Genomic DNA, 23,618 nt, shown 5'->3' on the forward strand with positions numbered 1-23,618 from the left:
CTGGCGTACGGTGACGCCCGTGTCAGCCAAAGACGTCACAATCGGCGTCGACATCGGCACCACCGCCGTCAAGGCCGTCGCCGCCGACGCCGACGGCCACGTGCTGGCCAGGACACGGATTCCCCATCGGCTGCGGGTGCCTGGGCCCGACCGGCTCGAGCACGATGCCGACGAGGCGTGGCGGCGCGGGCCGCTGACCGCGCTCGCCGAATTGCGCGTGCCGGACGCGGCGGCGGTGGCCGTCACCGCGATGGTGCCCTCGCTGACCGCCGTCGACGCCGAGGGCCGGCCGTTGACCCCGGGCCTGCTCTACGGCGACAGCCGCGGACGCGCCTTCGACGCCGGGCCCGACACCCGGTTCCTCACCGGCGAGTCGGTCGAGTTGCTGCGCTGGACCGCGCGGCAGGCCCCCGGCGCGCACGGCTACTGGCCCGCGGCCGCTGCCGCCAACCACGCGCTGGCGGGGGAGGCGATGATCGACACGACGACGGCCGGCACCAGCTACCCGCTGTACGACGGCGACGGCTGGAGCGAAAAGGTCTGTGCCGATTGTGAAGTCACGCCGGCACAGATGCCGCGCGTCGCGGCGACCGGCACGCCGGCCGGCCGGGTCCACGACTCCGACGCGGTGCTGGCGGCCGGCGCGGTGGACGCGGTGTGCGAGCAGATGGTCGCCGGCGCCGACGACGTCGGCGATGTGTTGGTGCTGTGCGGTACGACGCTGATCGTGTGGACGATGATCGAGTCGTACCGCGAGGTGCCCGGGCTGTGGACGCTGCCGCACCGCACGCCGGGCAGGTGCCAGATCGGCGGGCCGAGCAACGCCGGCGGGCTGTTTCTGGGCTGGGCGGACCGCCTGTTGGGGCCGAGCGCGGGCGCGGCCGTCGATGCGCGACGGGTGCCGGTGTGGTCACCGTACGTCCGCGGTGAGCGGGTGCCCTACCACGACCCGGACCGCCGCGGCGTGCTCGACGGCCTCGACCTCACCCATGACAGCGCCAGCGTGCGCCGCGCCGCCTACGAGGCATCCGGGTTCGTCGTGCGTCAACTCGTCGAGCGCAGCGGCGCGCAGGCCGCGCGCATCGTGGCGACCGGCGGCGGCACCCGTGTCGCGCCGTGGATGCAGGCCGTCGCGGACGCGACCGGGCTACCCGTGCACCTCAGCGCGATACCCGAAGGGGCCGCGCTGGGCGCCGCGTTCCTGGGCCGGGTGGCCGTTGGGCTGGAGTCGTCGCTTACCGACGGGTCGCGCTGGGCACGCACCGGACGCGTCGTCGAACCCGACCCGCAGTGGACGGCCCCGACGCAGGACCGCTACGCCCGGTTCCTCGAACTCGCCGATGGATGGCAGAGCACCGCGCTCAGGTAGCTCATATCGGCGAACATTCCGATGGTCTCCTCCTCGGGGAAGGTGAACCCGTTGGCGGCGTAGGCTTCTCGCATCGACTGCGCCGACACCGTCCAGCCGTGCTGGGTCAGGTACTCGACAACGTCGTTGCGCTCATCGTGGTAGATCAGCTCGCCCATTTCGATGTTCGAGCCGTACTTCTTCATCCGGTCGGCGATGCGCTGCGAGCGCTCGTCGGAGAACATCGTGATGTCGGGGATGTGTTCGGTGGCCACTCGGCTGCCGGGCGCCGACAGCTCTGTGATCCGGTCGAACAGTAGGTCCTGCGCCTCGGGCGGTAGATAGATGAGCAGGCCTTCGGCGATCCAGGCAGTCGGCTGAGCCGGGTCGAATCCGTTGTCGCGCAACGCTTGAGGCCAGTCCTCGCGCAGGTCCACGGCGACCGTGCGACGGTCGGCGGTCGGCTGCGCACCCAACCTCGCCAACGTCGCGGTCTTGAACTCGATGACTTCGGGCTGGTCGACCTCATACACCGTGGTCCCGGCCGGCCACGCCAACCGGTAGGCCCGGGCGTCCAGACCCGCCGCCAGGATCACCGCCTGGCGCACCCCGGCCGCGGCGGCGGCGGTGAACAACCGGTCGAAGTGGCGCGTGCGCACCGCCATGCCCTCGGCGGCCCTGCGCACGTTGAACTCGGGGTCGACGGCCTCCAAATCGATCTCGCCGTCGATGGCCTGGGTGAAGAAGTCGAGCCCGACCGCGCGTACCAGCGGCTCGGCGAACGGGTCGTCGATCAACCCCTCGCGGTGGGCCAGCACACGCTGCGCGGCGACCATCGTCGCCGTCGCACCCACGCTGGAGGCCAGATCCCAGGTGTCGCCATCGGTACGGCTCATGCGGAAAGTATCCCGCTGACGTACTGCAGCTCACCGAAGTCGGCGGCCTCCTCGTCGTCCAGCGGCGGTAACCCGTTGGCGACCAGCAGGTCCCGGACGCTGTGGCGGGTCAGCCGCCACCCGCGGTCATCCAGGTACGCCGCGGCTTCGTTGCGGTCACCGAGGTACACCAGCTCGGCGAAGTCCAGGTCGAAGCCGTGCTCACGCCACCGCTGCGCCGCGGTGCGCATCCGCTCGACCGCCTGCTCCTGACGGTCGGGATCGATACGCGGCACGCTCTCCACCGCGATCCAGCTGCCGGGCGCGCTCAGCTCAGTGATCGTGTCGAGCAGGCGGTCCTGGGCGTCGGGCGGCAGGTAGCCCAGCAAGCCTTCGGCACTCCACGCCGACGGCTGGCTGGGGTCGAAGCCCGCCGCGATCAGTGCCGACGGCCAGTCGAAGCGCAGGTCCACAGCGACCGCGCGACGCTGCGCGGTCGGTTCGGCGCCCAATTCCGCCAGCGTCGCGCTCTTGAACGCGATCACCTCGGGTTGGTCGATCTCATAGACGACGACGCCGGCGGGCCACACCAACCGGTAGGCCCGCGCGTCCAGCCCCGACGCCAGGATCACGACCTGCCGGACGCCGGCGCCCGTCGCACCTGCAAAAAATTCGTCGAAGTACTTGGTTCGCACCGCCATGTTGTCGGTCATCCGCTGCATGCCGCCCATGTCGCCGTCGTCGTCGAAATCGGCGGGGCGCAGCTCCCCGGTGACCAGCCGGGTGAAGAAATCGACACCGACCGCACGCACCAGGGGATCGGCGAACGGATCGTCGATCAGGGGCTGCTCGGCGTTGGTGGCCAGCGCCCTGGCGGCCGCGACCATCGTGGCCGTCGCCCCGACGCTCGATGCCAGATCCCAGGTGTCGTTGTCGGTCCGAGTCATCTGATTCCTTACATCCCTGTCGCTAGTTAGTAGATATAACGAGATGCTTGACACGCTATGTTCCCGAGCTGAGAGACTGCTGTGAGTCTGGGATTCATGGCGAGGCGTTTCCAACTGTTACTCTCGTAGACTGTTTGACGGGTAACTTCGCAGGCTGCGCGCTCGGCGGAGGTCCGCACACGACTTAACCAAGACGCTGGTCACACCAGCCCAGTTCGTACGCTGCGGCCACAAGGTCGGCTGCGCAGGAGGAAGAGTGCTTTCGGCTTTCATCTCATCGCTGCGGACAGTCGACCTGAGGCGAAAGATTCTTTTCACCCTGGGCATTGTCATCATCTACCGGGTCGGCGCATCGATCCCGTCGCCCGGCGTGAACTACCCGAACATCCAGAAGTGCATCGCCGAGGTCAGCGGCGGCGACGCCGGGCAGGTCTACTCCCTGATCAACCTGTTCTCGGGGGGCGCGCTGCTCCAGCTGTCGGTGTTCGCGGTCGGCATCATGCCCTACATCACCGCCAGCATCATCGTGCAGCTGCTGACCGTGGTGATCCCGCGATTCGAGCAGCTGCGCAAGGAGGGTCAGGCCGGCCAGACCAAGATGACGCAGTACACGCGTTATCTGACGATCGCGCTGGCGATCCTGCAGGCCACCAGCATCGTGGCGCTGGCCGCTAACGGCGGGCTGCTGCAGGGCTGCTCGCTCGACATCATCCAGGGCCAGAACGACGGCATCGACATCTTCGTGCTCGTCGTCATGGTGCTGGTGATGACCGCGGGCGCGGCGCTGGTGATGTGGATGGGCGAGCTGGTCACCGAGCGCGGCATCGGCAACGGCATGTCGCTGATCATCTTCGCCAGCATCGTCTCGGCAATGCCCGGCGAGGGCCAGATGATCCTGGAGAGCCGCGGCGGCCTGGTTTTCACCCTGGTCTGCGCCGGCGCGCTGGCCATCCTCATCGGCGTGGTGTTCGTCGAGCAGGGCCAGCGGCGCATCCCCGTCCAGTACGCCAAGCGGATGGTGGGCCGGCGAATGTACGGCGGCACGTCGACGTATCTGCCGCTGAAGGTCAACCAGGCCGGTGTTATCCCGGTCATCTTCGCGTCGTCGCTGATCTACATCCCACAGCTGATCACGCAGTTGATCCAGAGCGGCAGCGCCAGCCCCGGCACCGGCTGGTGGCAGCGGTTCGTCGCCGAGAACCTGTCCAACCCGTCCGACCCGATCTACATCGCGGTCTACTTCGGCCTGATCGTGTTCTTTACGTACTTCTACGTGTCGATCACATTCAACCCCGACGAACGCGCCGACGAGATGAAGAAGTTCGGCGGCTTCATCCCCGGTATCCGACCGGGTGCGCCGACCGCCGACTACCTGCGTTATGTGCTCAACCGGATCACCCTGCCCGGCTCGATTTACCTGGGCGGCATCGCCGTGCTCCCGAACATGTTCCTGTCCGTCGGCGGTAGCGGTCCGGTGCAGAACCTGCCGTTCGGCGGTGTTGCGGTGTTGATCATGATCGGCGTCGGGTTGGATACGGTCAAACAGATCGAGAGCCAGCTCATGCAACGCAACTACGAAGGGTTCCTGAAGTGAGGGTCGTTCTGCTCGGGCCACCCGGTGCCGGTAAGGGCACCCAGGCCCAGAAGCTCTCCGAGAAGCTCGGCATCCCGCAGATCTCGACCGGGGACCTGTTCCGCAAGAACATCGGCGATGGCACCCCGCTCGGGCTGGAGGCCAAGCGCTACCTCGACGCCGGTGACCTGGTGCCCTCGGAGCTGACCAACAAGCTCGTCGAGGACCGGATCACCCAGCCCGACGCCGCGGACGGCTTCATCCTCGACGGGTACCCACGGTCGGTCGAGCAGGCCAAGGCGCTCGACGAGATGCTCAAACAGCGCAGCACCGAACTCGACGCGGTGCTGGAGTTCGCGGTGTCCGAAGAGGAGCTCTTCAAGCGCCTCAAGGCCCGTGGCCGCGCCGACGACACCGAGGAAGTCATCCACAACCGGATGCAGGTGTACCGCGATGAGACTCAGCCGCTGCTGGAGTACTACCGCGACAACGTGCACACCGTCGACGCGGTCGGCGGGCTCGACGAGGTGTTTTCTCGGGCGCTGCAGGCGCTCGGCAAGTAGCAGATGATCGGACTCCCCGGCTTGCGCAACCGCAAGGTCATCGCCCAGCGCACCTCCGCCGAACTCGACGCAATGGCCGTCGCGGGCGCACTGGTGGCGTCGGCCCTGAAGGCCGTGCGGCAGGCGGCCGTGCCGGGGGTGTCCACGCTCGAGCTCGACGAGATCGCCGAGTCGGTGATCCGCGACGGCGGCGGGGTGCCGTCGTTTCTGGGCTACCACGGTTTTCCGGCGAGCATCTGCTCCTCGGTGAACGAGCGCGTCGTGCATGGCATCCCGTCGGCCAGCGAGACGCTGGCGGCGGGGGACCTGGTGTCCATCGACTGCGGCGCGATCGTCGACGGCTGGCACGGGGACTCGGCGATCACGTTCGGTGTCGGGCCGCTGATCCCCGTCGACGAAACGCTGTCGCAGGCCACTCGGGAGGCCATGGAGGCCGGGATCGCCGCGATGGTGCCCGGCAACCGGCTCACCGATGTCTCACACGCGATCGAGGTCGGCACCCGCGCCGCCGAAGCGCGTCACGGCCGCAAGTTCGGCATCGTCGCCGGCTACGGCGGCCACGGGATCGGCAGGCAGATGCACATGGACCCGTTTCTGCCCAACGAGGGGGCACCCGGTCGCGGACCCTATCTGGCGCCCGGGTCGGTGCTGGCCATCGAACCCATGCTGACGCTGGGCACCACCAAAACCGTGGTGCTCGAAGACGAATGGACCGTCGTCACCGCCGACGGTTCTCGCGCCGCGCACTGGGAGCACACCGTCGCCGTCACCGAAGACGGCCCCCGCATCCTCACGCAGTAGCTTCAGGCCGCCGCGAACGTGGGTTACCCGCACACTTTTGTGGGAGGGGGTAGACGTGCGGGTAACCCACGTTCGGCGGACTGGGCGAATGGGCGAATACTGAACCGGACGACCGGCAACCTCGTATCTCTGATGGAGGTTGAGTTTGGACGACCCGGATGCCCTCGACGCCAACGTCATGCGGCTGCTCTACGACGAGCATGCCGCAGCCATCTGGCGCTACGCCTTGCGGCTGACGGGGGATACGGCCCGGGCGGAGGATGTCGTGCAGGAGACGCTGTTGCGTGCTTGGCGCCATCCCGAGGTGGCCGCCGACCGGGAGCGCTCACCTCGGGGGTGGCTGTTCACCGTGGCGCGTAACCTCGTTATCGACGAGCGACGCAGCGCCCGCTTCCGCAGTGAAACCGGCACGCCGGACATGGAGAAGACGGCGGACCGCGCTGGTCCCGACGAGGTGGAGACGGCACTGGACCGGATGCTGCTTGGTGAAGCCATTCGTGAACTGTCCGAGGAACATCGGGCCGTCATCCGCCGCGCCTACTACCAGGGCTGGACCACTGCGCAGATCGCCGCCGATCTGCAGATCGCCGAGGGCACGGTGAAGTCGCGGCTGCACTACGGGGTGCGTGCGCTGCGGCTGAAGTTGCAGGAGATGGGGGTGACGCGATGACCGAATCCGGTTTCCCCCGAAGCGATGACGATCGCTACCTCACCTGGGACGCCGCCTACGTGCTGGGTTCGTTGTCCAGCGAAGAGCGCCGCGAATACGAGGCGCACCTGCAGACCTGTGCGCGGTGCCGGACCGCGGTCGCCGAACTCGGCGGCATACCCGCGCTGCTGGCCACGATCGACGTCACCGATATCGACCAATGCGACCCGCCCGCGTTGCGGCCCGAGGTGCTCGACACCCTGCTGGACAAGGTGCATGCGCGACGCAGGCGGACCCGTTGGGTCACCACCGCCGCGGTCGCGATGGCCGCCGCGCTGCTGGCGCTCGGTCTGGTGCTCGTGCTGCGTCCCGGGGTGCTGGACACCCAACCCCCCGCGCCGCAGGCCTCGGGCACCGAACTGGAGATGGTCAAGGTGTCCGAGACGCCGATCAACGCCACGATCACCGTCACCGGCTACGGCTGGGGCACCCGTATCGACATGGCCTGCACCTACGGCGACTGGGGTCAGCGCGACGCGCCGCCGCAGAACCTCGGCATGGTGGTGATCGGCCGCGACGGCAGCCGCGAACAGGTCGCGACCTGGCTGGGGCTGTCCGGTGCCACCGCGCTGCCGAGCGCCAACACCCCGATGCAGCCGAATGAAATCGCTGCGGTGCAACTGGTTTCGGCCGATGACGACCAGGTGCTGCTGGAACGCCAGCTGTGAATCGCGGCGCGCGTTGAACCCAACCGGGTAGCTCGCCGTATTCCGGGGGTAAGCGTGCGAAAGCGGGGCAGCGATGGCGCATCGGGTGGTCGACCACATCGTCGAATATCTCGCGGCGATCGGCGTCGAGTACATCTTCGGCGTCGACGGCGCCAATATCGAAGACCTCTACGACGCCGCCCACTTCCGCGACGGGATCACCGCGGTGCTGGCCAAGCACGAGTTCTCCGCGGCGACCATGGCCGACGGATACAGCCGCAGCGGAGCCGGCCTGGGCGTGCTGGCCGCCACCTCGGGCGGCGGCTGCCTGAACACGGTGCCCGGGCTGGGGGAGGCATTCGCCAGCCGGGTGCCGGTGCTGGCGCTGATCGGGCAGTCCCCGACGGTGCTCGACGGACGCGGGGCGTTCCAGGACACCAGCGGACTCAACGGCGCGCTTGATGCGCACGCGCTGTTCTCCGCGGTTTCGGCGCACTGCAGACGCGTGCTGACCCCGGCCGACATCCAAGCGGCGCTGCCGGAGGCGATCGCCGCGGCTCGAAGGTTGCGCGGGCCGTCGGTGTTGTTGTTACCCAAGGACGTTCAGCAGGCCGAACTGCCCGTCAACGGCGGCGCCGGGGTTTCAGATGAGCTTCGCAGTCAACTCGGCGACCCACACCCCATCGGGCGCGCGCTGCGGCGCGCCGACGGGCCCGTCACGATCATCGCCGGCGAACAGGTCGCCCGCGACGATGCGCGCGTCGAACTCGAACGGCTGCGGGCCCAGGTGCGCGCCCGGGTGGCCTGCGTGCCCGACGCGAAAGATGCCGCGGGCACGCCCGGTTCGGGATCGTCGTCGTTTCTGGGCGTGACGGGCGTGATGGGACATCCCAGCGTCGCCACCGCCGTCGCGGGCAGCGCGCTGTGCCTGTTGGTGGGCACCCGCATGACGGTGACGGCGCGCGCCGGGCTGGAGACCGCGCTGGCGGCGACGTCGGTGTACTCCATCGGATCCGACCCGCCGCACCTGCCGTGTACCCACGTGCACACCGACGATCTGCGCGGCTCGCTGATGCTGTTGACCGCGGCGCTGTCCGGTAACGGCCGCGCCACCGGCGTGCGGGTGCCCGACGCGGTGCCGCGCACGTGCCTGGAACCACCGGCACACGGCGGTCCGGGGATCCGGTACCGCGACGCGATGAGCGTGATCGACGGCGCGCTGCCCGACGGCACCGACATCGTCGTCGACGCCGGAAACATCGGCGCATCGGCGATCCATCACCTGCCGGTGCGCCGCGACGGCCGGTTCCTCGTCGCGCTCGGCATGGGCGGTATGGGCTACAGTTTCGGCGCCGGTGTCGGTATGGCGTTCGGGCGTCGGCGCCGCACCGTGGTGATCGCGGGCGACGGCGCATTTCTCATGCACGGCATGGAGATCCACACCGCGCTGCAGTACCGGCTGCCCGTGACGTTTCTGTTGTTCGACAACCACGCGCATGCGATGTGCGTGACCCGCGAGCAGCTGTTCTACGGCGACCGCTACAGCTACAACCGGTTCGGCCCGAGCCGGCTCGGAGCCGGTCTGGCCGCGATGTTTCCGGGGCTGGCCTCGTTCGACGTCGACGACCTCTTGCGGCTGCCTGCCGCGTTGGATACCGCACTGGCGGTTGACGGTCCGTCGGTCGTCGGCGTCGAATGCTCGGCAGACGAAATCCCGCCCTTTGCAGCTTTTCTCACCTCAGCCGTTGCCCGCGCAAAGGAGAGCAGATCCCATGTCGTTGCCCGCACTTGATGACATCGTCGCCCACCGAGGTACCACCGACCCGCTCGGCGGGCTCGTCCGCGTCGAGACGTCACCGCGGGAGAAGGCCACCCCGATCATCATGGAGATGATGCGGTCGGTCTATCCGCACGACGACGTGTTCGGCGAATTCTGCACGGTCAACAGCCATATCGACTGTCCACCCGACGAATTGTTCGAATACATGTCCGATACCCGCAGCCTCGAGGAGTGGACCTACAGCCTGCGTGGCTTCACCACCACCGAAGAACCCGGGCTGTGGCTTGCCTACGACCGGCTCGGCTCAGAGACCCGGATCTTCACCCGCACCCACGCCAACAAACAGGCGATGACGGTCGACTACCACTGCGCGTGGGACCAGGGCAAGCACCTCTGGATGATCTATTTGATGCGGATCGTCGACGCGCAGTCGGTGTTCAACAAGCCGGGATCCGTGGTGTTGTGGACCAACTGCCATCACCCGTTCTACGACCACAACCCATATCCGGAAACTGCACCGCCGCAGCGACCCGTGTGGGTCGGCGACTTCTGGGACATGTTTGGCGCGGGCCACCTGCTGGAGTTGCAGAACCTCAAGGCGATCGCCGAATACCGCTATTCCAACGGGCTTCCCGTGACACCGGACTGGATGAGGTGAACAGATGACCGTCAGCCTGCTGGATATCGCCAGCTATCTGCCGGGTGAGCCGATCGGCGCGAGCTACTACGCGCAGTTCGCCGAATCAGATGCACTGCGCGACAACGTGATGTTCCGCGTGCCGCGCTACCGTCACCACGTCGGCCCGGATGAGACCGCGGTCGACATGGTCGAGCGCGCCGCGGCGGACCTGGTGCAACGACACGGGGCCGACGTGATCGCCGGCGTCGACGTGCTGATCACCCACACCCAGCTACCGGACATGCCGTTCTACGGCGCCGGTGGCGCGGTCGCGTATCGGCTTGGGATGAAACCGAACTGGGTGCTGGATCTGCACAACGGTGGCTGCGCTGCGTTTGTCCTCGGGATGCAGCTGGCACGTCAGCTACTGGCGTCGGGTGCGGGACAGACGGCGTTGATCGCCGTCGCGCAGAACGCCGCCGGGCAGGTGTTCGACCAACCGAGTGTGCGGCGAAAGGCGCAGGCCGCGGTCCCGGGCGACGGCGCCGCGGTGGGTTTGGTCGCGGTGTCGGAACGCTCGCCGATCCTCGACGTCGAGTGCCGCACCTACGGGGAATTCGCCGGGGATATGACCATCGCAGTTGATCCGCCGCGCAAATGGTGGCAGCCGGGGCCCGGTGAGGGCTACATCGGATTCACCGATGCCAAGATCACCAAGGTGCTCGCGCGGGGCAACCGCCAGGTTCCCGAGGTGTCCTATGCCGTGTGCGACCGCATCGGCCTCAAACCCCAAGATCTCGACCTGCTCGTCACCAACCAGCCCAACCGGGTGTTCCTGCGCAACTGGCGCGAAGCGCTCGAACTGCCCAAGGAGCGCCACGTCGACACGTTCGACGAGTGCGGAAACCTGTTCGCCGCGGGCATCCCGATCAACCTCGACCGGGCCGTCACCGAGGGTCGGTTGCAGGCCGGTGACGTGGTGATGATGGCGGCGTTCGCCCATGCCGGCGACTTCGCGGGCGCGGCCGCGGTGCGGTGGGGCGGTCGCGGCTGATGACCACACCGGAAGGTGACGGCGGCGTACTACCGGACGTGATGAGCCCGTTCGCGTTGTCGCTGAACGAGAATCCGTTCCCGCCGCTGCCCGCGGTGCAGATGGCGCTGAGCGCCTCGATCGGTTCGGCCAACCGGTATCCGGAGTATCTGCCGCAGCGGTTGCGCTCGATGATCGCCGCGCATATCGGGGTGCGCGACGAACAGGTGGTCCTGGGCGTCGGCGCCACCGGTGTGATCATGCAGGTGCTGCAGGCGGTGACGTGCCCCGGCGAGGTGCTGGCGATGACGTCACCGACGTTCGACGGATATCCGGTCTTCGCGCGGATGGCCCGGCTGGTGCCGATCACCGTGCCGTTGGACAGCCATGGCCGGCACGATCTGGAGGCGTTGGCGCGCGCCGCGGCCGACGCGCGGGTGGTGGTGGTGTGCCGGCCGCACAACCCGACCGGCACCATCGAGACGCCCGCCGACATCGAGGCGTTCCTGCGGTGCGTGCGGCCCGACACCGTCGTACTGCTCGACGAAGCCTACGTCGAGTTCCTGGCACCGGAATCGCGGCTCGACGCTGCGGGACTGGTCGCGCGCTTTCCGAATCTCGTGGTGCTGCGGACCTTCTCGAAAGGCTACGGCCTCGCCGGACTGCGCATCGGCTATGGCTTCTGCGCCCAGCCACTGGCCCGCAGGCTGTGGGCCATGCAACTGCCGTTCGGCATCGCGAGCACCGGTCAGGTGGCCGTCGAGGCCTCCTATGAGGCGGAAGCCGAGCTGCAGCAACGCATCTCGCTGATCGCCAACGAATCTCGCTACCTGCGGATGCGGTTGGGTTCGATGGGCGTGTACAGCACCGACAGCCACGCCAACTTTGTCTACCTGCCGCGCCGTGACCGGGACTGGACGCAGGTGTTCGACGGCGCCGGGCTGCGGGTGCGCCACTACGCCGACGGCGGCGTGCGCATCACCGTCGGTGACCGCCGCTCCACCCGCGCCGTGCTGGCCGCCGTACGTTAGAAATCAGCGGCCCGGGCGCGCCGGTGCGGTATGAAGAGGCGTGGCCTCGCAAAACCCGCAGCCGTCGCAGCCCGACCATCGCGACCCGATCGCGCTGGCCCGCGCCAACTGGGAGCGCTCCGGATGGGGTGACGTCGCCGACGGCATGGTCGCGGTCACATCGGTGATGCGGGCCCACCAGATCCTGCTGGCCCGGGTGGAGACCGCGCTGCGGCCCTACGACCTGAGCTTTTCCCGATTCGAGTTGTTGCGATTGTTGGCGTTCAGCCGTAACGGGGAACTGCCGATCACCAAGGCGTCCGACCGGTTGCAGGTGCACGTCACCAGCGTCACCCACGCGATCCGTCGTCTGGAAGCCGACGGACTGGTGGAGCGGACCCCCCATCCGACCGACGGCCGTACCACGCTGGTGCGCATCACCGACCTCGGCCGCTCGACGGTCGAGGACGCCACGGTGACCCTCAACAAGGAGGTGTTCGCCGACATCGGCATGTCCGAGGACGAGTCGCGGGCGCTCGCCGATTCGATCGAAACGCTGCGCAGGAACTCCGGCGACTTCTAGCGGGCGATTTGTGTGCGTTCAGGAGCGGTGAGCGCCGCAAAACGCACACAAATCACTGGGGTTGGGACGGCAGCGGGATGGTCGCCGTCACCGCTGTCCCCGTGCCCGGGCGGGACCGGATGTTGAGCCGGCCGCCGACGATCTCGGCGCGCTCAGCCATCGACAACAGCCCGTAGCCACCCATCTCGTCGCTGCCCAGTGGATGCTCGAAAGTGTCGAAACCGACGCCGTCGTCGACTATTTCGAGCCGCGCGACCGGCGCAGACCGACCCGCGTCGACGGCGAAGGTGAGCTGGGCCGTCGTGGCGTTGGCGTGTTTGACGACATTTTGCAGGCATTCCTGCGCGATCCGGTACAGCGCGAGCTCGATATGGTCGGGCAGCCGGGTTTCCGCCAGATCCACATCGATGTTCACCTGCGGGATCGAGCGGGCCAGGCTGGCCAGCCCGCCGGCCAGCCCGAGGTCGTCGAGCACCGGGGGCCGCAACCCGCTGATCGCCGCCCGCGCCTCCTGCAGCGTCAACTCCACCAGTTCGCGGGCGGTGCCCAGCTGTTCGGCGGCGACGGCCGGATCGGCGGCGCGGGCCGCCGCATCCAGCCGGTAGGACAGGGTGACCAGGCGCTGGGAGATGCCGTCGTGAATGTCGCCGGCCAACCGGCGGCGTTCGAGTTCCTGCGCCTCGATCACCTGCTCGACGAACACTTCGTGCGCGCGTTCGCGGGCGACCAGCTGGCGGTGCAGCCGGGCCTGGTGCATCGCGCCTGCGATGAGCCGGCCGATCACCAACAGCAGCTCGACGTCGCGTTCGGTGAAGTCGCGCCGCTCGACGGTGTGCACGTTGAGCACGCCGACCAGCCCGCCGGGATCGGTCTCCATCGGAACCGACACCATCGACGTGAAATCCGAACCGCGTAGCGACTGAAACGGCATGTACCGGGGGTCGGACTCTTTGTCCTCGGTGATCACCACGGGTTCGCGGTGGCTGGCCACCCATCCCGAAATCCCTTGGCCCAGCGGCAGTCTGATCTTGCCGACCGCCGCGTCGAACGGCGGCGTCGCACCGGCCAACGTGAGTGAGTGTTCAGTGTCGTCGAGAACGTGCACAAAGCACACGTCGCTGGCGGTCGCCGCGGTGATCATCCGCGCGGCCGCGGCAGCCAACGGCTCGACGCCGGGGCCCTTGGATGCGGCCTGGATCAGTTCGCGCAGCAGCGCCAGCTCGCGGTCGACGGCCAGCGCGTACTCGCTGAGGTCGCGGACCGCGTCGCCGGGCCGGGGTCCTGTGGTCACCGATAGATCCCTTCACGGAGTGCCGTGGCCACCGCGCCGGTGCGGTCACTGACCCCGAGCTTGCGGTAGATCGAGCTGAGGTGGCTCTTGACGGTCTCATCGCCGATCACCAGCTTGGTGGCGATCGCGCGGTTGGACAGCCCGTCGACGACAAACGACAGGATCTCGCTCTCACGTTGGGTCAGGCCTTGGCGCACGCCGGGCCAGAACTCGTCGCGCTGCAACCGTGCAGCGGTGTCGGCGGCCCTGGCCGCCATACCGGGATCGATCGCGGTCTCACCGCGGTGTACGAACTCCAGCTGGCGCACCAGTTCGTCGCTGCTGATGCTCTTCAGCAGGTATCCGGATGCGCCGACGCGCAGAGCCTGGAACAGATACTGCTCGTCGTCGTAGACCGACAGCATCACGACCTTGCGCTCCGCGTTGCGCTCCCGCAGCGCCAGGCATACGTCCAGACCGCTGGAGCCCTCCATCCGCACGTCGCACAGCACGATGTCGGGGTCGAGTTCGTCAATCACGCTGAGCGCCCGCTCAGCGCCGACGGCCTGGCCGACCACTACGACGCGATCGGAGAACGCCGCGAGCATGGCCTTGAGCCCCTCGATCACCATCTCGTGGTCGTCTACCAGCACGATTCGCACCGGTTCGGCGGCTACGGTCATGACAACACCTTATTGCGACCTGATTGCTTGGTCGGGGCGGTCGCCGCGCAAGTTGACCTTGACTATCCCCCCAGCGGGGGAGGCGCGAGGGCTGTGACATGCGCCACCCTATTCCCATGTCGATAACGCAGGAGAAGACATGGCGTGCCGGACGCTTCTGGTGGGATCAGGCAGCGCCGGCCGGAGCCGACAGCCAACTGCGGGCGGTCGTCTTCGACCTCGATGCGCTGACCGACATCGAGTGCGACGGCCACCGGGTGGCATACAACGCCGCCTTCGCCGCCCACGGGCTGGACTTCGAGTGGTCAGTGACGCGCTACCGCCAACTGCTCGCGTTGGTCGATGAGCGTCAGCGGGTGGCGGCCGAGTTGCGCAAGCGCTGCGTGGCCACCGAGTCCGATGTGCTGACCGCCCTGCTCGCCGATGACATCTACAACACCAAGACGATGATGTTCGACGAGTTGGTCCTCGAGCACGATCTCGCACCGCGGCCCGGGCTGATCGATCTGCTCACCGACGCGTACGCCGCGGGCGTGCAGGTGGCTGTGGTGACCAACGGGCAGCGCAGCTGGGCGGAGCCGTTGGTGCGCCAGCTGGCCGGCGAGGGCGTCGTCGAAACCGTGGTGACCGCCGACGACGTCCACAAGACGATGCCCGATTCCGACGCGCATCGACACGCGCTGTGGGAGCTGGGCCTGTCGGCCGACGATGCGTTGGCCGTGTGCGGCTCGGCGACGGGCCTGCGCGCCGCGAACGCCGCCGGGCTGGCCACCGTCGTCATCACCGGCGAAGGCACCCCCGACATCCCGACGGCGGTGGCGGTGCGGCCGGACTTCGGTGGCAGCGAGCCGCTACGTATAGCCGAATGTCAACGGCTGCATGCCAGCTGGTGCAAGACGCACAGTTCGTCGGCGGCGTAACAGCCAGGCGTCACTCTGCCGCCGGGAGTCGGCGCGGTAGTTTCATGGGATGACCGACATCCCCACCGTCGAGGACGCGCTTGCCCGCCTCGATATGCCGCTGGCCGAAGCGATGATGACCCAGCGGGCCGTGCGCCGCGTCCTGCCCGACCCCGTCGACGATGCCGTGGTGCTCAAGTGCATCGAGTTGGCGCTGCGGGCGCCCACCGGATCCAACGGGCAGAACTGGGAATTCATCGTGGTGAAGGACCAGCGCGTCAAGGACCGACTCGGCAAGCGTTACCGCCAAGCGTGGTCGCTGTACGGCGCGGCCGGCCGACGCGTCGCCGCCGGTGACGAGTCGATGCAGAAGATCCTGCGGGCCGTCCAATGGCAGGTCGACCACTTCAGCGAGATCCCGGTCCTCGTCGTGCCGTGCCTGCGTGGCGGCGCACGGGTGCCGTACATACCGTCCCCGTTCGTGGGGGAGTCGTCGTTCTTCGGTTCGATCTATCCCAGCGTGCAGAACCTACTGCTGGCGGCGCGGGCGATGGGGCTGGGCGCGTCGCTGATCACCCTGCCGCTGTGGAGCGTGACGTCGGCACGCAGGATCTTGGGCCTGCCGCTGACGGTGACCCCGGTGTGCATCGTGCCGCTCGGTTGGCCGCGGGGTCGATACGGACCCACCACCCGCAAGCCGGTGCAGGAGGTCGTGCACCTCGACGGGTACGGCAACCGCGCATGGCGCGATGTGTAGGTCAGTCCCGTAGCTGTTCGATGACCGCGCTGAAGTCCTTGTCGGCGTGGTCGGTCGCGAACTCGGCGTAGATCTGGGCGGCGTGGCTGCCCAGCGGCGCCTTGGCGCTTGTCGAGTTCACGGCGGCCATCGCCAGGCCGAGGTCCTTGTTCATCAACGCGGTGGCGAAGCCCGGCTGAAAGTCGTTGTTGGCCGGTGACGTCGGCACCGGACCCGGCACCGGACAGTTGGTGTGTACAGCCCAGCAGTTGCCGGTGGCGCCGGTGATGACATCAAACAGGGACTGTGCCGGTAGCCCGAGCTTCTCGGCGAGTACGAACGCCTCGCCGACGGCGATCTGCTGCACCGCCAGCACCATGTTGTTGCACAATTTAGCGGCCTGGCCGGTGCCCGAGGCTCCGCAGTGAATAATCTTGCCGGCCAACGGTTCCAGCACCGGCCGGGCGCGCGCCACGGCGTTGTCTTCACCGCCGACCATGAACGCCAACGTGCCCGCGACAGCACCCTTCACCCCACCGGATACCGGCGCGTCGAGCTGGGCGAAACCGCGGTCGACGGCCTGCTGGTGGACCGAGCGGGCGTCGTCGACGGAGATCGTCGAGGTGTCGATGAACAACGCGCCGTCTTTGGCCGCGGGCAACACCTCGGCATAGCACGACTTGACGATGTCGCCGTTTGGCAGCGAGGTGATCACGACGTCCGCGTCGCCGACGGCCGCGGCGCCGCTGTCGAACACCTGGGCACCCTTCTCGGCAGCCGCGTCGCGCGAGCCCGGCACCGGGTCGAAACCGTGGACTGTGTGGCCCGCGGCAACCAGATTCGCCGCCATCGGCCCGCCCATGTGGCCCAACCCCAGAAACGCGACCGTGCTCATGCGATCTCCCTGCTTTATGCCGACGCGCGGGCCCTGGCCGCTTCGGCCCGACCGATGACCACGCGCATGATTTCGTTGGTTCCTTCCAGGATCCGATGCACCCGCAGATCGCGGACGATCTTCTCCAGCCCGTACTCGCGCAGATATCCGTATCCGCCGTGCAGCTGCAACGCCTGATCGGCGACCTCGAAGCAGGCGTCGGTGACGTAGCGTTTGGCCATCGCGCACAGTTCCACCTTCTGCGGGTGGTCCTCGTCGAGCGCAGCAGCCGCGCGCCACAACAACACTCGCGACGTCTGCAACGAGGTGGCCATGTCGGCGAGCGAGAACCGGATCGTCGGTTCGTCGAGCAGCGCGCCGCCGAACGCCTGCCGGTCGGCGAGGTAGCGCGCCGCCTTCTGGTGAGCGGCCTGCGCGCCGCCCAGCGAACACGCGGCGATATTGATCCGGCCGCCGTTGAGGCCGTTCATCGCGATGCCGAAGCCGGCACCTTCTCCGTCGGCGCCGCCGAGCATCGCGTCGGCGGGCACCCGCGCGCCTTCGAAGATCACCTGCGCGGTCGGTTGGGCGTTCCAGCCCATCTTCAGCTCGTCAGCACCGAAACTCAGCCCGGGCGTGTCCTTTTCGACGAGGAACGCCGAGATGCCACGGTGGCCCGGCGGTGAGTCCTGACCGCCGGTGCGGGCCATCACCACGTACACGTCCGACGACCCGGCGCCGGAGATGAACTGTTTGACGCCGTCGAGCACGTAGTCGCCGCCTGAGCGAACGGCCCTGGTGCGCAATGCGCTTGCATCCGAGCCCGCGCCGGGTTCGGTCAGGCAATAGCTGGCGATGTTCTCCATCGACGCCAACCGCGGCACCCAGGCCTTGCGTTGTTCGGGGGTGCCGAACGTGTCGACCATCCACGCGCACATGTTGTGGATCGACAGAAACGCGGCGATGCTGGGATCGGCCTTGGCCAGCTCCTCGAAGATCCGCACCGCGTCGAGCCGGCGCAACTCGCTGCCGCCGACGTCGTCGCGGCAGTAGATGGCCGCCATGCCGAGCTCGGCCGCCTCGCGCAGCACGTCGGTGGGGAAGTGCTTGGCGGCATCCCACTCCAACGCGTGTGGCGCGAGGCGCTTCTCGGCGAACGCGGCCGCCGTCTCGGCGATCACGCGCTCGTCGTCGTCGAGCCCGAAGTAATCCACGGACGCCTACTTCATGGTGGGCAGGACGAACTCCGCGCCGTCCTTGATGCCCGAGGGCCACCGCTGCGTAACGGTCTTGGTCTTGGTGTAGAACAGGATCGAGTGCGGCCCGTGCTGGTTGAGGTCGCCGAAGCCGGAGCGCTTCCAGCCGCCGAAGGTGTGGTAGGCCACCGGAACCGGGATCGGCACGTTGACGCCGACCATGCCGACCTGCACGCGCGAGACGAAGTCGCGGGCCGCGTCGCCGTCGCGGGTGAAGATCGCGACCCCGTTGCCGTACTCGTGTTCGGAGGGCAGCCGCAGCGCCTCGTCATAGTCGTGCGCCCGGACCATGCACAGCACCGGGCCGAAGATCTCGTCGGTGTAGATCGACATGTCGGTGGTGACGTGGTCGAACAGGGTGGGCCCGATGAAGTAGCCGCCCTCGAGGCTGTCGTCGCCGAATTGCAGTTCGTCGCTGCCGCGTTCGCGTCCGTCGACCACAAGTTCGGCGCCGGCGTCCACACCCTGGGCGATGTAGTCGCGCACCCGCGCCAGCGCGGCCTCGGTGACCAGCGGCCCGTAGTCGGCCTTGGGATCGAGGCTGTGGCCGACCCGCAGGTTGTTGATGCGTTCGACGAGCCTGGCGCGCAGGCGATCTGCGGTCTGCTCACCGACCGGGACGGCGACGCTGATCGCCATGCAGCGTTCCCCGGCGCTGCCGTAGCCCGCCCCGATCAACGCGTCGACGGCTTGGTCGAGGTCGGCGTCGGGCATGACGATCATGTGGTTCTTGGCGCCGCCGAAGCACTGTGAGCGCTTTCCGTTGGCGGCCGCGCCGGAGTAGATGTACTGCGCGATGTCGGAGCTGCCGACGAAGCCGACGGCCGCGATGGTCGGGTGCTCGAGGATGGCGTCGACGGCCTCCTTGTCGCCGTGTACGACCTGGAACACGCCGGGCGGAAGCCCCGCCTCGATGAACAGCTCGCCCAGCCGCAGCGGAACCGACGGGTCCCGCTCAGAAGGCTTGAGAATGAAGGCGTTTCCGCATGCGAGCGCCGGGCCCGCCTTCCACAACGGGATCATCGCCGGGAAGTTGAACGGGGTGATGCCCGCGACCACGCCGAGCGGCTGGCGCAGCGAGTACACGTCGATACCCGGGCCGGCGCCCTCGGTGTACTCACCCTTGAGCAGGTGCGGGATGCCGACGGAGAACTCGATGACCTCGATGCCGCGCTGGACGTCGCCGCGTGAGTCGGCGAGCGTCTTGCCATGTTCGAGAGAGAGCAGTTCGGCGAGCTCGTCGATGTTCTGGTTGACCAGCTCGATGAACTTCATCATGACGCGTGCGCGGCGCTGCGGGTTCCACGCCGCCCACTCCTTTTGTGCATCGACGGCGCCTGCCACCGCGGCGTCGACGTCGGCGGCCGAGGCCATCGGCACCGTGGCCTGCACCTGCCCGGTGCTCGGGTTCAACACGTCGGCGGTGCGCTTGGACTCACCGGCGGTGCGCTGCCCGTTGATGAAGTGCGGAATCTGCTTGGTCATGAGCTTGCCCTTCGCTACTAGATAGTTGGATATCCTAGTAATGCGCTGGGCACGTACGCAAGGGGGTGCGCTGCCCGATCAGCGTCGTTGTGCCCGCAGCACCGCGTCGGTGCGGGTGATCGGGTTGCCGTCGTGGTCGGCGCCGGGGCGCACCCTGGTCTCGGCGACGACGACATGCCAGCCGGCCGGGTCCAGGGCGTCGAGCAGTTCCTCCACCCGGAAGAACGCCTCCAGAGGAGGCGCTGCGGGGTCATCGGGTCGGTCGTCGGGATGATGGCCGACGATCAGCAGCGTGCCGCCGGGCGCCACCGCATTACCGAGGCGGCGAAAGGCCGACGTCCGTTGCGGCACACCGTGAAGGTAGTGGCTGGTCACCAGATCGAAACGGGCGGCGGGCGGCGTCCAGCTACCGAGATCGGCGTGCACCCAATCGATTCGGTCGCCCAAGTTGGCGTCGTCGGCGCGTCTTCGCGCGTGCTTGAGCGCGGCGGTGGAAAAGTCCGCGGCGGTCACCTGCCAGCCCTGCGTGGCAAGCCACATCGCGTCGGACCCGTTGCCGCAACCGGCATCCAGCGCTCGGCCGGGTTTGAGCGCGCTGACTTCGGCGCGCAGTTGCGGGTTCGGCTCGCGGCTATCGGCGGTGGCCTGGCGGGTGCGGTAGACCTGCTCCCACCGCTCGTCCCAGTAATTCTGATCAAGTTCGCTCGTCATACCTCCACCATCCGGTGAGGTCTCCTAGGTGGCAACACATATTGCCGTATTGGCAATTGGAGGTCAGAGGTCGAGCAACCGGATGGTCTCGGCGCGCATGTCGACCTTGCGCACCTTGCCGGTGACGGTCATCGGGAACTCCTCGACGATGTGGACATAGCGCGGGATCTTGTAGTGCGCGAGCTTTCCGGTGGCGAATTTGCGCACCGCGGCGGCATCGAGCGGCTCTGCACCCGACCGCATCTTGACCCAGGCGCAGATCTCCTCGCCGTAATCGTCGTCGGGTACACCGATCACCTGCACATCCTCGATATCGGGGTGGGAGTGCAGGAAGTCCTCGATCTCACGGGGGTACACGTTCTCGCCCCCGCGGATCACCATGTCCTTGATGCGCCCGACGATCCGGCAGTACCCGTCGTCGCGCATCACGGCGAGGTCGCCGGTGTGCATCCAGCCGTCGCCGTCGATGGCCTCGCGGGTCTTGTCCTCGTCGCACCAGTAGCCGGTCATCACCGAGTAGCCCCGCGTGCAGAACTCGCCTGGCACACCGCGGTTGAGCGTCGTTCCGGTGTCGGGGTCGACAACCTTGATCTCGACGTGGGGGTGCACACGCCCGACGGTGGCGGTGCGCCGGTCAAGGTCGTCGTCGATGCGGGTCTGGCAGGACACCGGAGAGGTCTCGGTCATGCCATAGGCGATCGACACCTCCGACATGTGCAGTTCGTTGATGCAGCGCTTCATGAGCTCCACCGGGCAGGTCGCGCCCGCCATGATTCCGGTGCGTAACGACGACACATCGCGTCGCGCCAGGTCCGGGTGGGCCAGCATCGCCACGAACATGGTCGGCACCCCGTAAACGGCGGTGCAGCGTTCGGCCTCGATGGCCGCCAGCGTCGCCGCCGGGTCGAAGCCGGGGGCCGGGATCACCATGGTCGCGCCGTGGGTGGTGGCACCGAGGTTGCCCATCACCATGCCGAAACAGTGGTAGAACGGCACCGGGATGCACAGCCGATCGTCTTCGCGGAGGTTGATCAGCTCGGTGACGAAGAAGCCGTTGTTGAGGATATTGCGGTGTGACAGCACCGCGCCCTTCGGTGAACCCGTTGTGCCCGAGGTGTATTGGATATTGATGGGATCCGATGGTGCCAGGCTGGTCATCCGGGCGCGCAGGTCGTCGACCGAGATGTCGTCGGCCCGCCGTCGAAGTTGCTGCCAGTCGTCGGTGCCGACGAACACCACCTCGGTCAGGTCGGACGCTGCCGGACGCACTTCGGCGACCATGGCGCGGTAGTCGGAGGACTTGAACTCGGTGGCCGCCACCAGCATCCGGATCCCCGAGTGCTGTAGCACGTAGGTCAGCTCATGCGTGCGGTAGGCGGGGTTGACCGTCACGAGGATCGCGCCGACTTTGGCGGTGGCGTACTGCAGGATCGTCCACTCCGCGCAGTTGGGTGCCCAGATACCGACGCGGTCGCCCGCCGCGATTCCGAGAGCCATTAAACCCCTTGCGACGACGTCGATTTCGGCATTGAGTTCGGCATAGGTCCAGCGTCGGCCGGTGGTCACGTCGACGAGCGCGTCGACGTCGGGATGGGCCGAGACCGTGCGTTCGAAATTGGCCCCGATGGTCTCCTCGAGCAGGGGGACGTCGGTCGGCCCCGCGGCGTAGGCAAGAGCCGCCGCATAGGTCTCACGCAGCACGTTCTTGAGGACCTTGCCGGCCGCGTTGCGGGGTAACTCCTGGACGAGCGCGATGCGTCGCGGTCGCTTGTAGGCGGCCAGCTGCGCCCGGCAGTGCGACTCGATCTCGGCCTCGGTCGGCGGGTCGGCGGCGTCGCGCGGCACGATCACCGCCATCGGTGTCTCGCCCCAATCCGGATCGGGCACACCGATCACCGCCACCTCGGCGACCTTCGGTTGGGCCGCCACAGCGCTCTCCACCTCGGCGCTGTAGATGTTCTCACCGCCCGAGATGATCATGTCCTTTTTCCGGTCGACCACATAAATGTAGCCCTGCTGGTCCTGCCGGACCAGGTCACCGGAGTGGAACCATCCGCCCCGAAAGGCCTCGGCAGTCTCGGCGGGCTTGTTCCAGTACTCCGTCATCACCAGCGGGCCCAGATACACGATCTCGCCGACGGTGCCGGGCGTGACGTCGTTCATGTCCTCGTCGACGATGCGCGCCTCGACGTTGAGCATCGGGGTGCCCACCGAGCCGATCTTGGCCACCGCGTCCTCGCCCCGCAGCAGGCAAGTGATCGGACTGCACTCGGTCTGGCCGAAGGCGGCGATGATCTCGGCCTGGGGGAACGCGTCGATCATGTTCTGCAGCAACGTCGTCGATGCGGGCGCTGCGCCCCACCAGACCCGGCGCAGACGCGACAGATCCCAGTCGGCGAGGTTGTCCAGTGCGCATACCGTCTGCCACTGCGCCGGTGTCATGAAGCACGACGACACCCGCTCGTCGACAATCGTGCGGATGGTGGCCTCGGCGTCGAAACCGCCCGACGGCGGAATCACGACCTTGCCGCCGGTCAGAAACGCCGGCAACATCCCGGAGATCCCCGCGGTGTGGAACAGCGGGGCGACGCCCATCCAACAGTCGTCGTCGTCCCGGTGGCCGAGGCTGGCCATCGAACTGAACGCGTGCAGATAGAGATTGCGGTGGGTGAGCACCGCACCCTTGGGGAAGCCGGTGGTCCCGGAGGTGTACACGAGGAACGCGGGGGCCTGGTCGACGTCGGGTCCGCCGACAGGGTCGGCACTGGCAGCGGTGATGGCGTCCTCGAAGTCGCCACCGATGGTCAACACGGTGTGTACTGACGGCGCGGCGGCGCGTGCCTTCTCGGCGACGGCGGCGAGGTCACCATCGACGATCACCGCGGAAGAACCGCTGTCAGAAAGCACATAGCCGACCTCGTTGGCGACGAGCCGGAAGTTCACCGGGACCACGATCGCGCCCAGGCGCAGTGCGGCGAACCAGCTTTCGACGATCTCGATCCGGTTCAGCCCCAGCACTGCCACTCGGTCGCCACGGCCGACGCCACGCGCCGCCAGCGCGTTGGCCAGGCGCGTCACCCGGCGGTCGATTTCTTCGAACGTGCATCGTCGTTGCCAGTCGACGAACGCGACGTCGGCCGGACGCACTCGCGCCTGCCGCGTGAGTGCGTCGCTGAGCGTGATACCCGTGGACGGCGAGATGGTCATCGCTGGCTC

At 67.8% G+C, this 23,618-nt stretch carries 22 protein-coding genes; 13 read left to right on the plus strand and 9 right to left on the minus strand.

Annotated elements, in window-relative coordinates; translation table 11 throughout:
- Nucleotides 1–19: 19 nt before the first annotated feature.
- Entirely contained in the window at nt 20–1,369 is a 1,350-nt protein-coding gene (locus ABQE44_RS04215) for a xylulokinase (protein ID WP_448428461.1), read from the plus strand.
- Here the strand turns inward: ABQE44_RS04215 and ABQE44_RS04220 are convergent.
- Together ABQE44_RS04220 and ABQE44_RS04225 are read right to left on the minus strand one after the other, a co-directional pair.
- Nucleotides 1,315–2,244 (minus strand): class I SAM-dependent methyltransferase, encoded by a 930-nt coding sequence (locus tag ABQE44_RS04220; protein WP_448428463.1) that lies wholly within the window; start codon nt 2,242–2,244, stop codon nt 1,315–1,317. The two genes, ABQE44_RS04215 and ABQE44_RS04220, sit on opposite strands and share 55 nt — an antisense overlap.
- Nucleotides 2,241–3,170 carry a class I SAM-dependent methyltransferase gene (locus ABQE44_RS04225; RefSeq protein WP_448428465.1) on the minus strand — a complete coding sequence of 310 codons (930 nt, stop codon included), beginning with the start codon at nt 3,168–3,170 and terminating at the stop codon, nt 2,241–2,243. Before ABQE44_RS04225 ends, ABQE44_RS04220 begins: the two co-directional genes overlap by 4 nt.
- A 256-nt stretch (nt 3,171–3,426) precedes the next feature.
- Here ABQE44_RS04225 and secY point away from each other — a divergent pair, with 256 nt between their 5' ends.
- The 10 genes from secY to ABQE44_RS04275 all read left to right on the plus strand — a co-directional run bounded on the left by secY (nt 3,427) and on the right by ABQE44_RS04275 (nt 12,488).
- Nucleotides 3,427–4,764, plus strand: coding sequence for a preprotein translocase subunit SecY (secY, locus tag ABQE44_RS04230; protein ID WP_448392801.1), 1,338 nt, complete (start codon nt 3,427–3,429; stop codon nt 4,762–4,764).
- A complete protein-coding gene (locus tag ABQE44_RS04235) occupies nt 4,761–5,306 on the plus strand; it encodes an adenylate kinase (RefSeq protein ID WP_448392802.1) in 546 nt (181 codons plus the stop codon). Before secY ends, ABQE44_RS04235 begins: the two co-directional genes overlap by 4 nt.
- Before the next feature lie 3 nt (nt 5,307–5,309).
- Nucleotides 5,310–6,107, plus strand: a complete 798-nt coding sequence (gene map / locus ABQE44_RS04240; RefSeq protein ID WP_448392803.1) for a type I methionyl aminopeptidase — start codon at nt 5,310–5,312, stop codon at nt 6,105–6,107.
- 145 nt (nt 6,108–6,252) lie between these two features.
- Nucleotides 6,253–6,777, plus strand: coding sequence for a sigma-70 family RNA polymerase sigma factor (locus tag ABQE44_RS04245; protein ID WP_448392804.1), 525 nt, complete (start codon nt 6,253–6,255; stop codon nt 6,775–6,777).
- Nucleotides 6,774–7,484: an anti-sigma factor family protein gene (locus ABQE44_RS04250; RefSeq protein WP_448428467.1), complete on the plus strand. Its 711-nt coding sequence runs from the start codon at nt 6,774–6,776 to the stop codon at nt 7,482–7,484. Before ABQE44_RS04245 ends, ABQE44_RS04250 begins: the two co-directional genes overlap by 4 nt.
- 73 nt (nt 7,485–7,557) lie before the next feature.
- Nucleotides 7,558–9,255, plus strand: coding sequence for a thiamine pyrophosphate-binding protein (locus ABQE44_RS04255; protein ID WP_448428469.1), 1,698 nt, complete (start codon nt 7,558–7,560; stop codon nt 9,253–9,255).
- A complete protein-coding gene (locus ABQE44_RS04260; RefSeq protein WP_448392807.1) occupies nt 9,236–9,901 on the plus strand; it encodes a DUF8713 domain-containing protein in 666 nt (221 codons plus the stop codon). Before ABQE44_RS04255 ends, ABQE44_RS04260 begins: the two co-directional genes overlap by 20 nt.
- A 4-nt stretch (nt 9,902–9,905) precedes the next feature.
- Nucleotides 9,906–10,916, plus strand: a complete 1,011-nt coding sequence (locus ABQE44_RS04265) for a 3-oxoacyl-ACP synthase III family protein (protein WP_448428471.1) — start codon at nt 9,906–9,908, stop codon at nt 10,914–10,916.
- Nucleotides 10,916–11,926, plus strand: a complete 1,011-nt coding sequence (locus ABQE44_RS04270; RefSeq protein WP_448428473.1) for a pyridoxal phosphate-dependent aminotransferase — start codon at nt 10,916–10,918, stop codon at nt 11,924–11,926. Before ABQE44_RS04265 ends, ABQE44_RS04270 begins: the two co-directional genes overlap by 1 nt.
- 40 nt (nt 11,927–11,966) lie before the next feature.
- Nucleotides 11,967–12,488, plus strand: a complete 522-nt coding sequence (locus tag ABQE44_RS04275; protein WP_448392810.1) for a MarR family winged helix-turn-helix transcriptional regulator — start codon at nt 11,967–11,969, stop codon at nt 12,486–12,488.
- A 52-nt stretch (nt 12,489–12,540) separates the two neighbouring features.
- Here the strand turns inward: ABQE44_RS04275 and ABQE44_RS04280 are convergent, their stop codons facing one another.
- A complete protein-coding gene (locus ABQE44_RS04280) occupies nt 12,541–13,779 on the minus strand; it encodes a GAF domain-containing sensor histidine kinase (protein ID WP_448392811.1) in 1,239 nt (412 codons plus the stop codon).
- Nucleotides 13,776–14,441, minus strand: coding sequence for a response regulator (locus ABQE44_RS04285; protein WP_448392812.1), 666 nt, complete (start codon nt 14,439–14,441; stop codon nt 13,776–13,778). Before ABQE44_RS04285 ends, ABQE44_RS04280 begins: the two co-directional genes overlap by 4 nt.
- A gap of 116 nt (nt 14,442–14,557) precedes the next feature.
- Between ABQE44_RS04285 and ABQE44_RS04290 the strand changes: the two genes are divergently transcribed.
- Together ABQE44_RS04290 and ABQE44_RS04295 are read left to right on the plus strand one after the other, a co-directional pair.
- Nucleotides 14,558–15,361 carry an HAD-IA family hydrolase gene (locus ABQE44_RS04290; protein ID WP_448428475.1) on the plus strand — a complete coding sequence of 268 codons (804 nt, stop codon included), beginning with the start codon at nt 14,558–14,560 and terminating at the stop codon, nt 15,359–15,361.
- Between the two features lie 49 nt (nt 15,362–15,410).
- Nucleotides 15,411–16,097: a nitroreductase family protein gene (locus ABQE44_RS04295; protein ID WP_448392814.1), complete on the plus strand. Its 687-nt coding sequence runs from the start codon at nt 15,411–15,413 to the stop codon at nt 16,095–16,097.
- Nucleotide 16,098: 1 nt separating this feature from the next.
- On the opposite strand, the gene mmsB is transcribed toward ABQE44_RS04295, so the two are convergent.
- The 5 genes from mmsB to ABQE44_RS04320 all read right to left on the minus strand — a co-directional run bounded on the left by mmsB (nt 16,099) and on the right by ABQE44_RS04320 (nt 23,609).
- Nucleotides 16,099–16,989: a 3-hydroxyisobutyrate dehydrogenase gene (gene mmsB, locus ABQE44_RS04300; protein WP_448393130.1), complete on the minus strand. Its 891-nt coding sequence runs from the start codon at nt 16,987–16,989 to the stop codon at nt 16,099–16,101.
- Nucleotides 16,986–18,164: an acyl-CoA dehydrogenase family protein gene (locus tag ABQE44_RS04305; protein ID WP_448392816.1), complete on the minus strand. Its 1,179-nt coding sequence runs from the start codon at nt 18,162–18,164 to the stop codon at nt 16,986–16,988. Before ABQE44_RS04305 ends, mmsB begins: the two co-directional genes overlap by 4 nt.
- Before the next feature lie 6 nt (nt 18,165–18,170).
- A complete protein-coding gene (locus tag ABQE44_RS04310) occupies nt 18,171–19,691 on the minus strand; it encodes a CoA-acylating methylmalonate-semialdehyde dehydrogenase (protein WP_448392817.1) in 1,521 nt (506 codons plus the stop codon).
- 78 nt (nt 19,692–19,769) lie between these two features.
- The gene (locus ABQE44_RS04315; RefSeq protein ID WP_448392818.1) at nt 19,770–20,402 is read right to left on the minus strand and encodes a class I SAM-dependent methyltransferase; all 633 of its coding nucleotides are present in this window, start codon (nt 20,400–20,402) and stop codon (nt 19,770–19,772) included.
- 63 nt (nt 20,403–20,465) lie between these two features.
- On the minus strand, nt 20,466–23,609 hold the full coding sequence (locus tag ABQE44_RS04320; RefSeq protein WP_448392819.1) for a long-chain-fatty-acid--CoA ligase: 3,144 nt from the start codon (nt 23,607–23,609) through the stop codon (nt 20,466–20,468).
- Between the last annotated feature and the right edge of the window lie 9 nt (nt 23,610–23,618).

The organism is Mycolicibacterium sp. XJ2546 (assembly GCF_053483195.1).

Excerpts from the sequence above, each read along its gene's own strand:
- ABQE44_RS04270 (WP_448428473.1), top strand. The coding sequence starts at position 10,916 with ATGACCACACCGGAAGGTGACGGCGGCGTACTACCGGACGTGATGAGC.
- ABQE44_RS04295 (WP_448392814.1), top strand. The coding sequence starts at position 15,411 with ATGACCGACATCCCCACCGTCGAGGACGCGCTTGCCCGCCTCGATATG.
- ABQE44_RS04225 (WP_448428465.1), bottom strand. The coding sequence starts at position 3,170 with ATGACTCGGACCGACAACGACACCTGGGATCTGGCATCGAGCGTCGGG.
- ABQE44_RS04315 (WP_448392818.1), bottom strand. The coding sequence starts at position 20,402 with ATGACGAGCGAACTTGATCAGAATTACTGGGACGAGCGGTGGGAGCAG.
- map (WP_448392803.1), top strand. The coding sequence starts at position 5,310 with ATGATCGGACTCCCCGGCTTGCGCAACCGCAAGGTCATCGCCCAGCGC.
- ABQE44_RS04255 (WP_448428469.1), top strand. The coding sequence starts at position 7,558 with ATGGCGCATCGGGTGGTCGACCACATCGTCGAATATCTCGCGGCGATC.
- ABQE44_RS04320 (WP_448392819.1), bottom strand. The coding sequence starts at position 23,609 with ATGACCATCTCGCCGTCCACGGGTATCACGCTCAGCGACGCACTCACG.
- ABQE44_RS04250 (WP_448428467.1), top strand. The coding sequence starts at position 6,774 with ATGACCGAATCCGGTTTCCCCCGAAGCGATGACGATCGCTACCTCACC.
- ABQE44_RS04260 (WP_448392807.1), top strand. The coding sequence starts at position 9,236 with ATGTCGTTGCCCGCACTTGATGACATCGTCGCCCACCGAGGTACCACC.
- ABQE44_RS04310 (WP_448392817.1), bottom strand. The coding sequence starts at position 19,691 with ATGACCAAGCAGATTCCGCACTTCATCAACGGGCAGCGCACCGCCGGT.
- ABQE44_RS04290 (WP_448428475.1), top strand. The coding sequence starts at position 14,558 with ATGTCGATAACGCAGGAGAAGACATGGCGTGCCGGACGCTTCTGGTGG.
- ABQE44_RS04285 (WP_448392812.1), bottom strand. The coding sequence starts at position 14,441 with ATGACCGTAGCCGCCGAACCGGTGCGAATCGTGCTGGTAGACGACCAC.
- ABQE44_RS04265 (WP_448428471.1), top strand. The coding sequence starts at position 9,906 with ATGACCGTCAGCCTGCTGGATATCGCCAGCTATCTGCCGGGTGAGCCG.
- ABQE44_RS04220 (WP_448428463.1), bottom strand. The coding sequence starts at position 2,244 with ATGAGCCGTACCGATGGCGACACCTGGGATCTGGCCTCCAGCGTGGGT.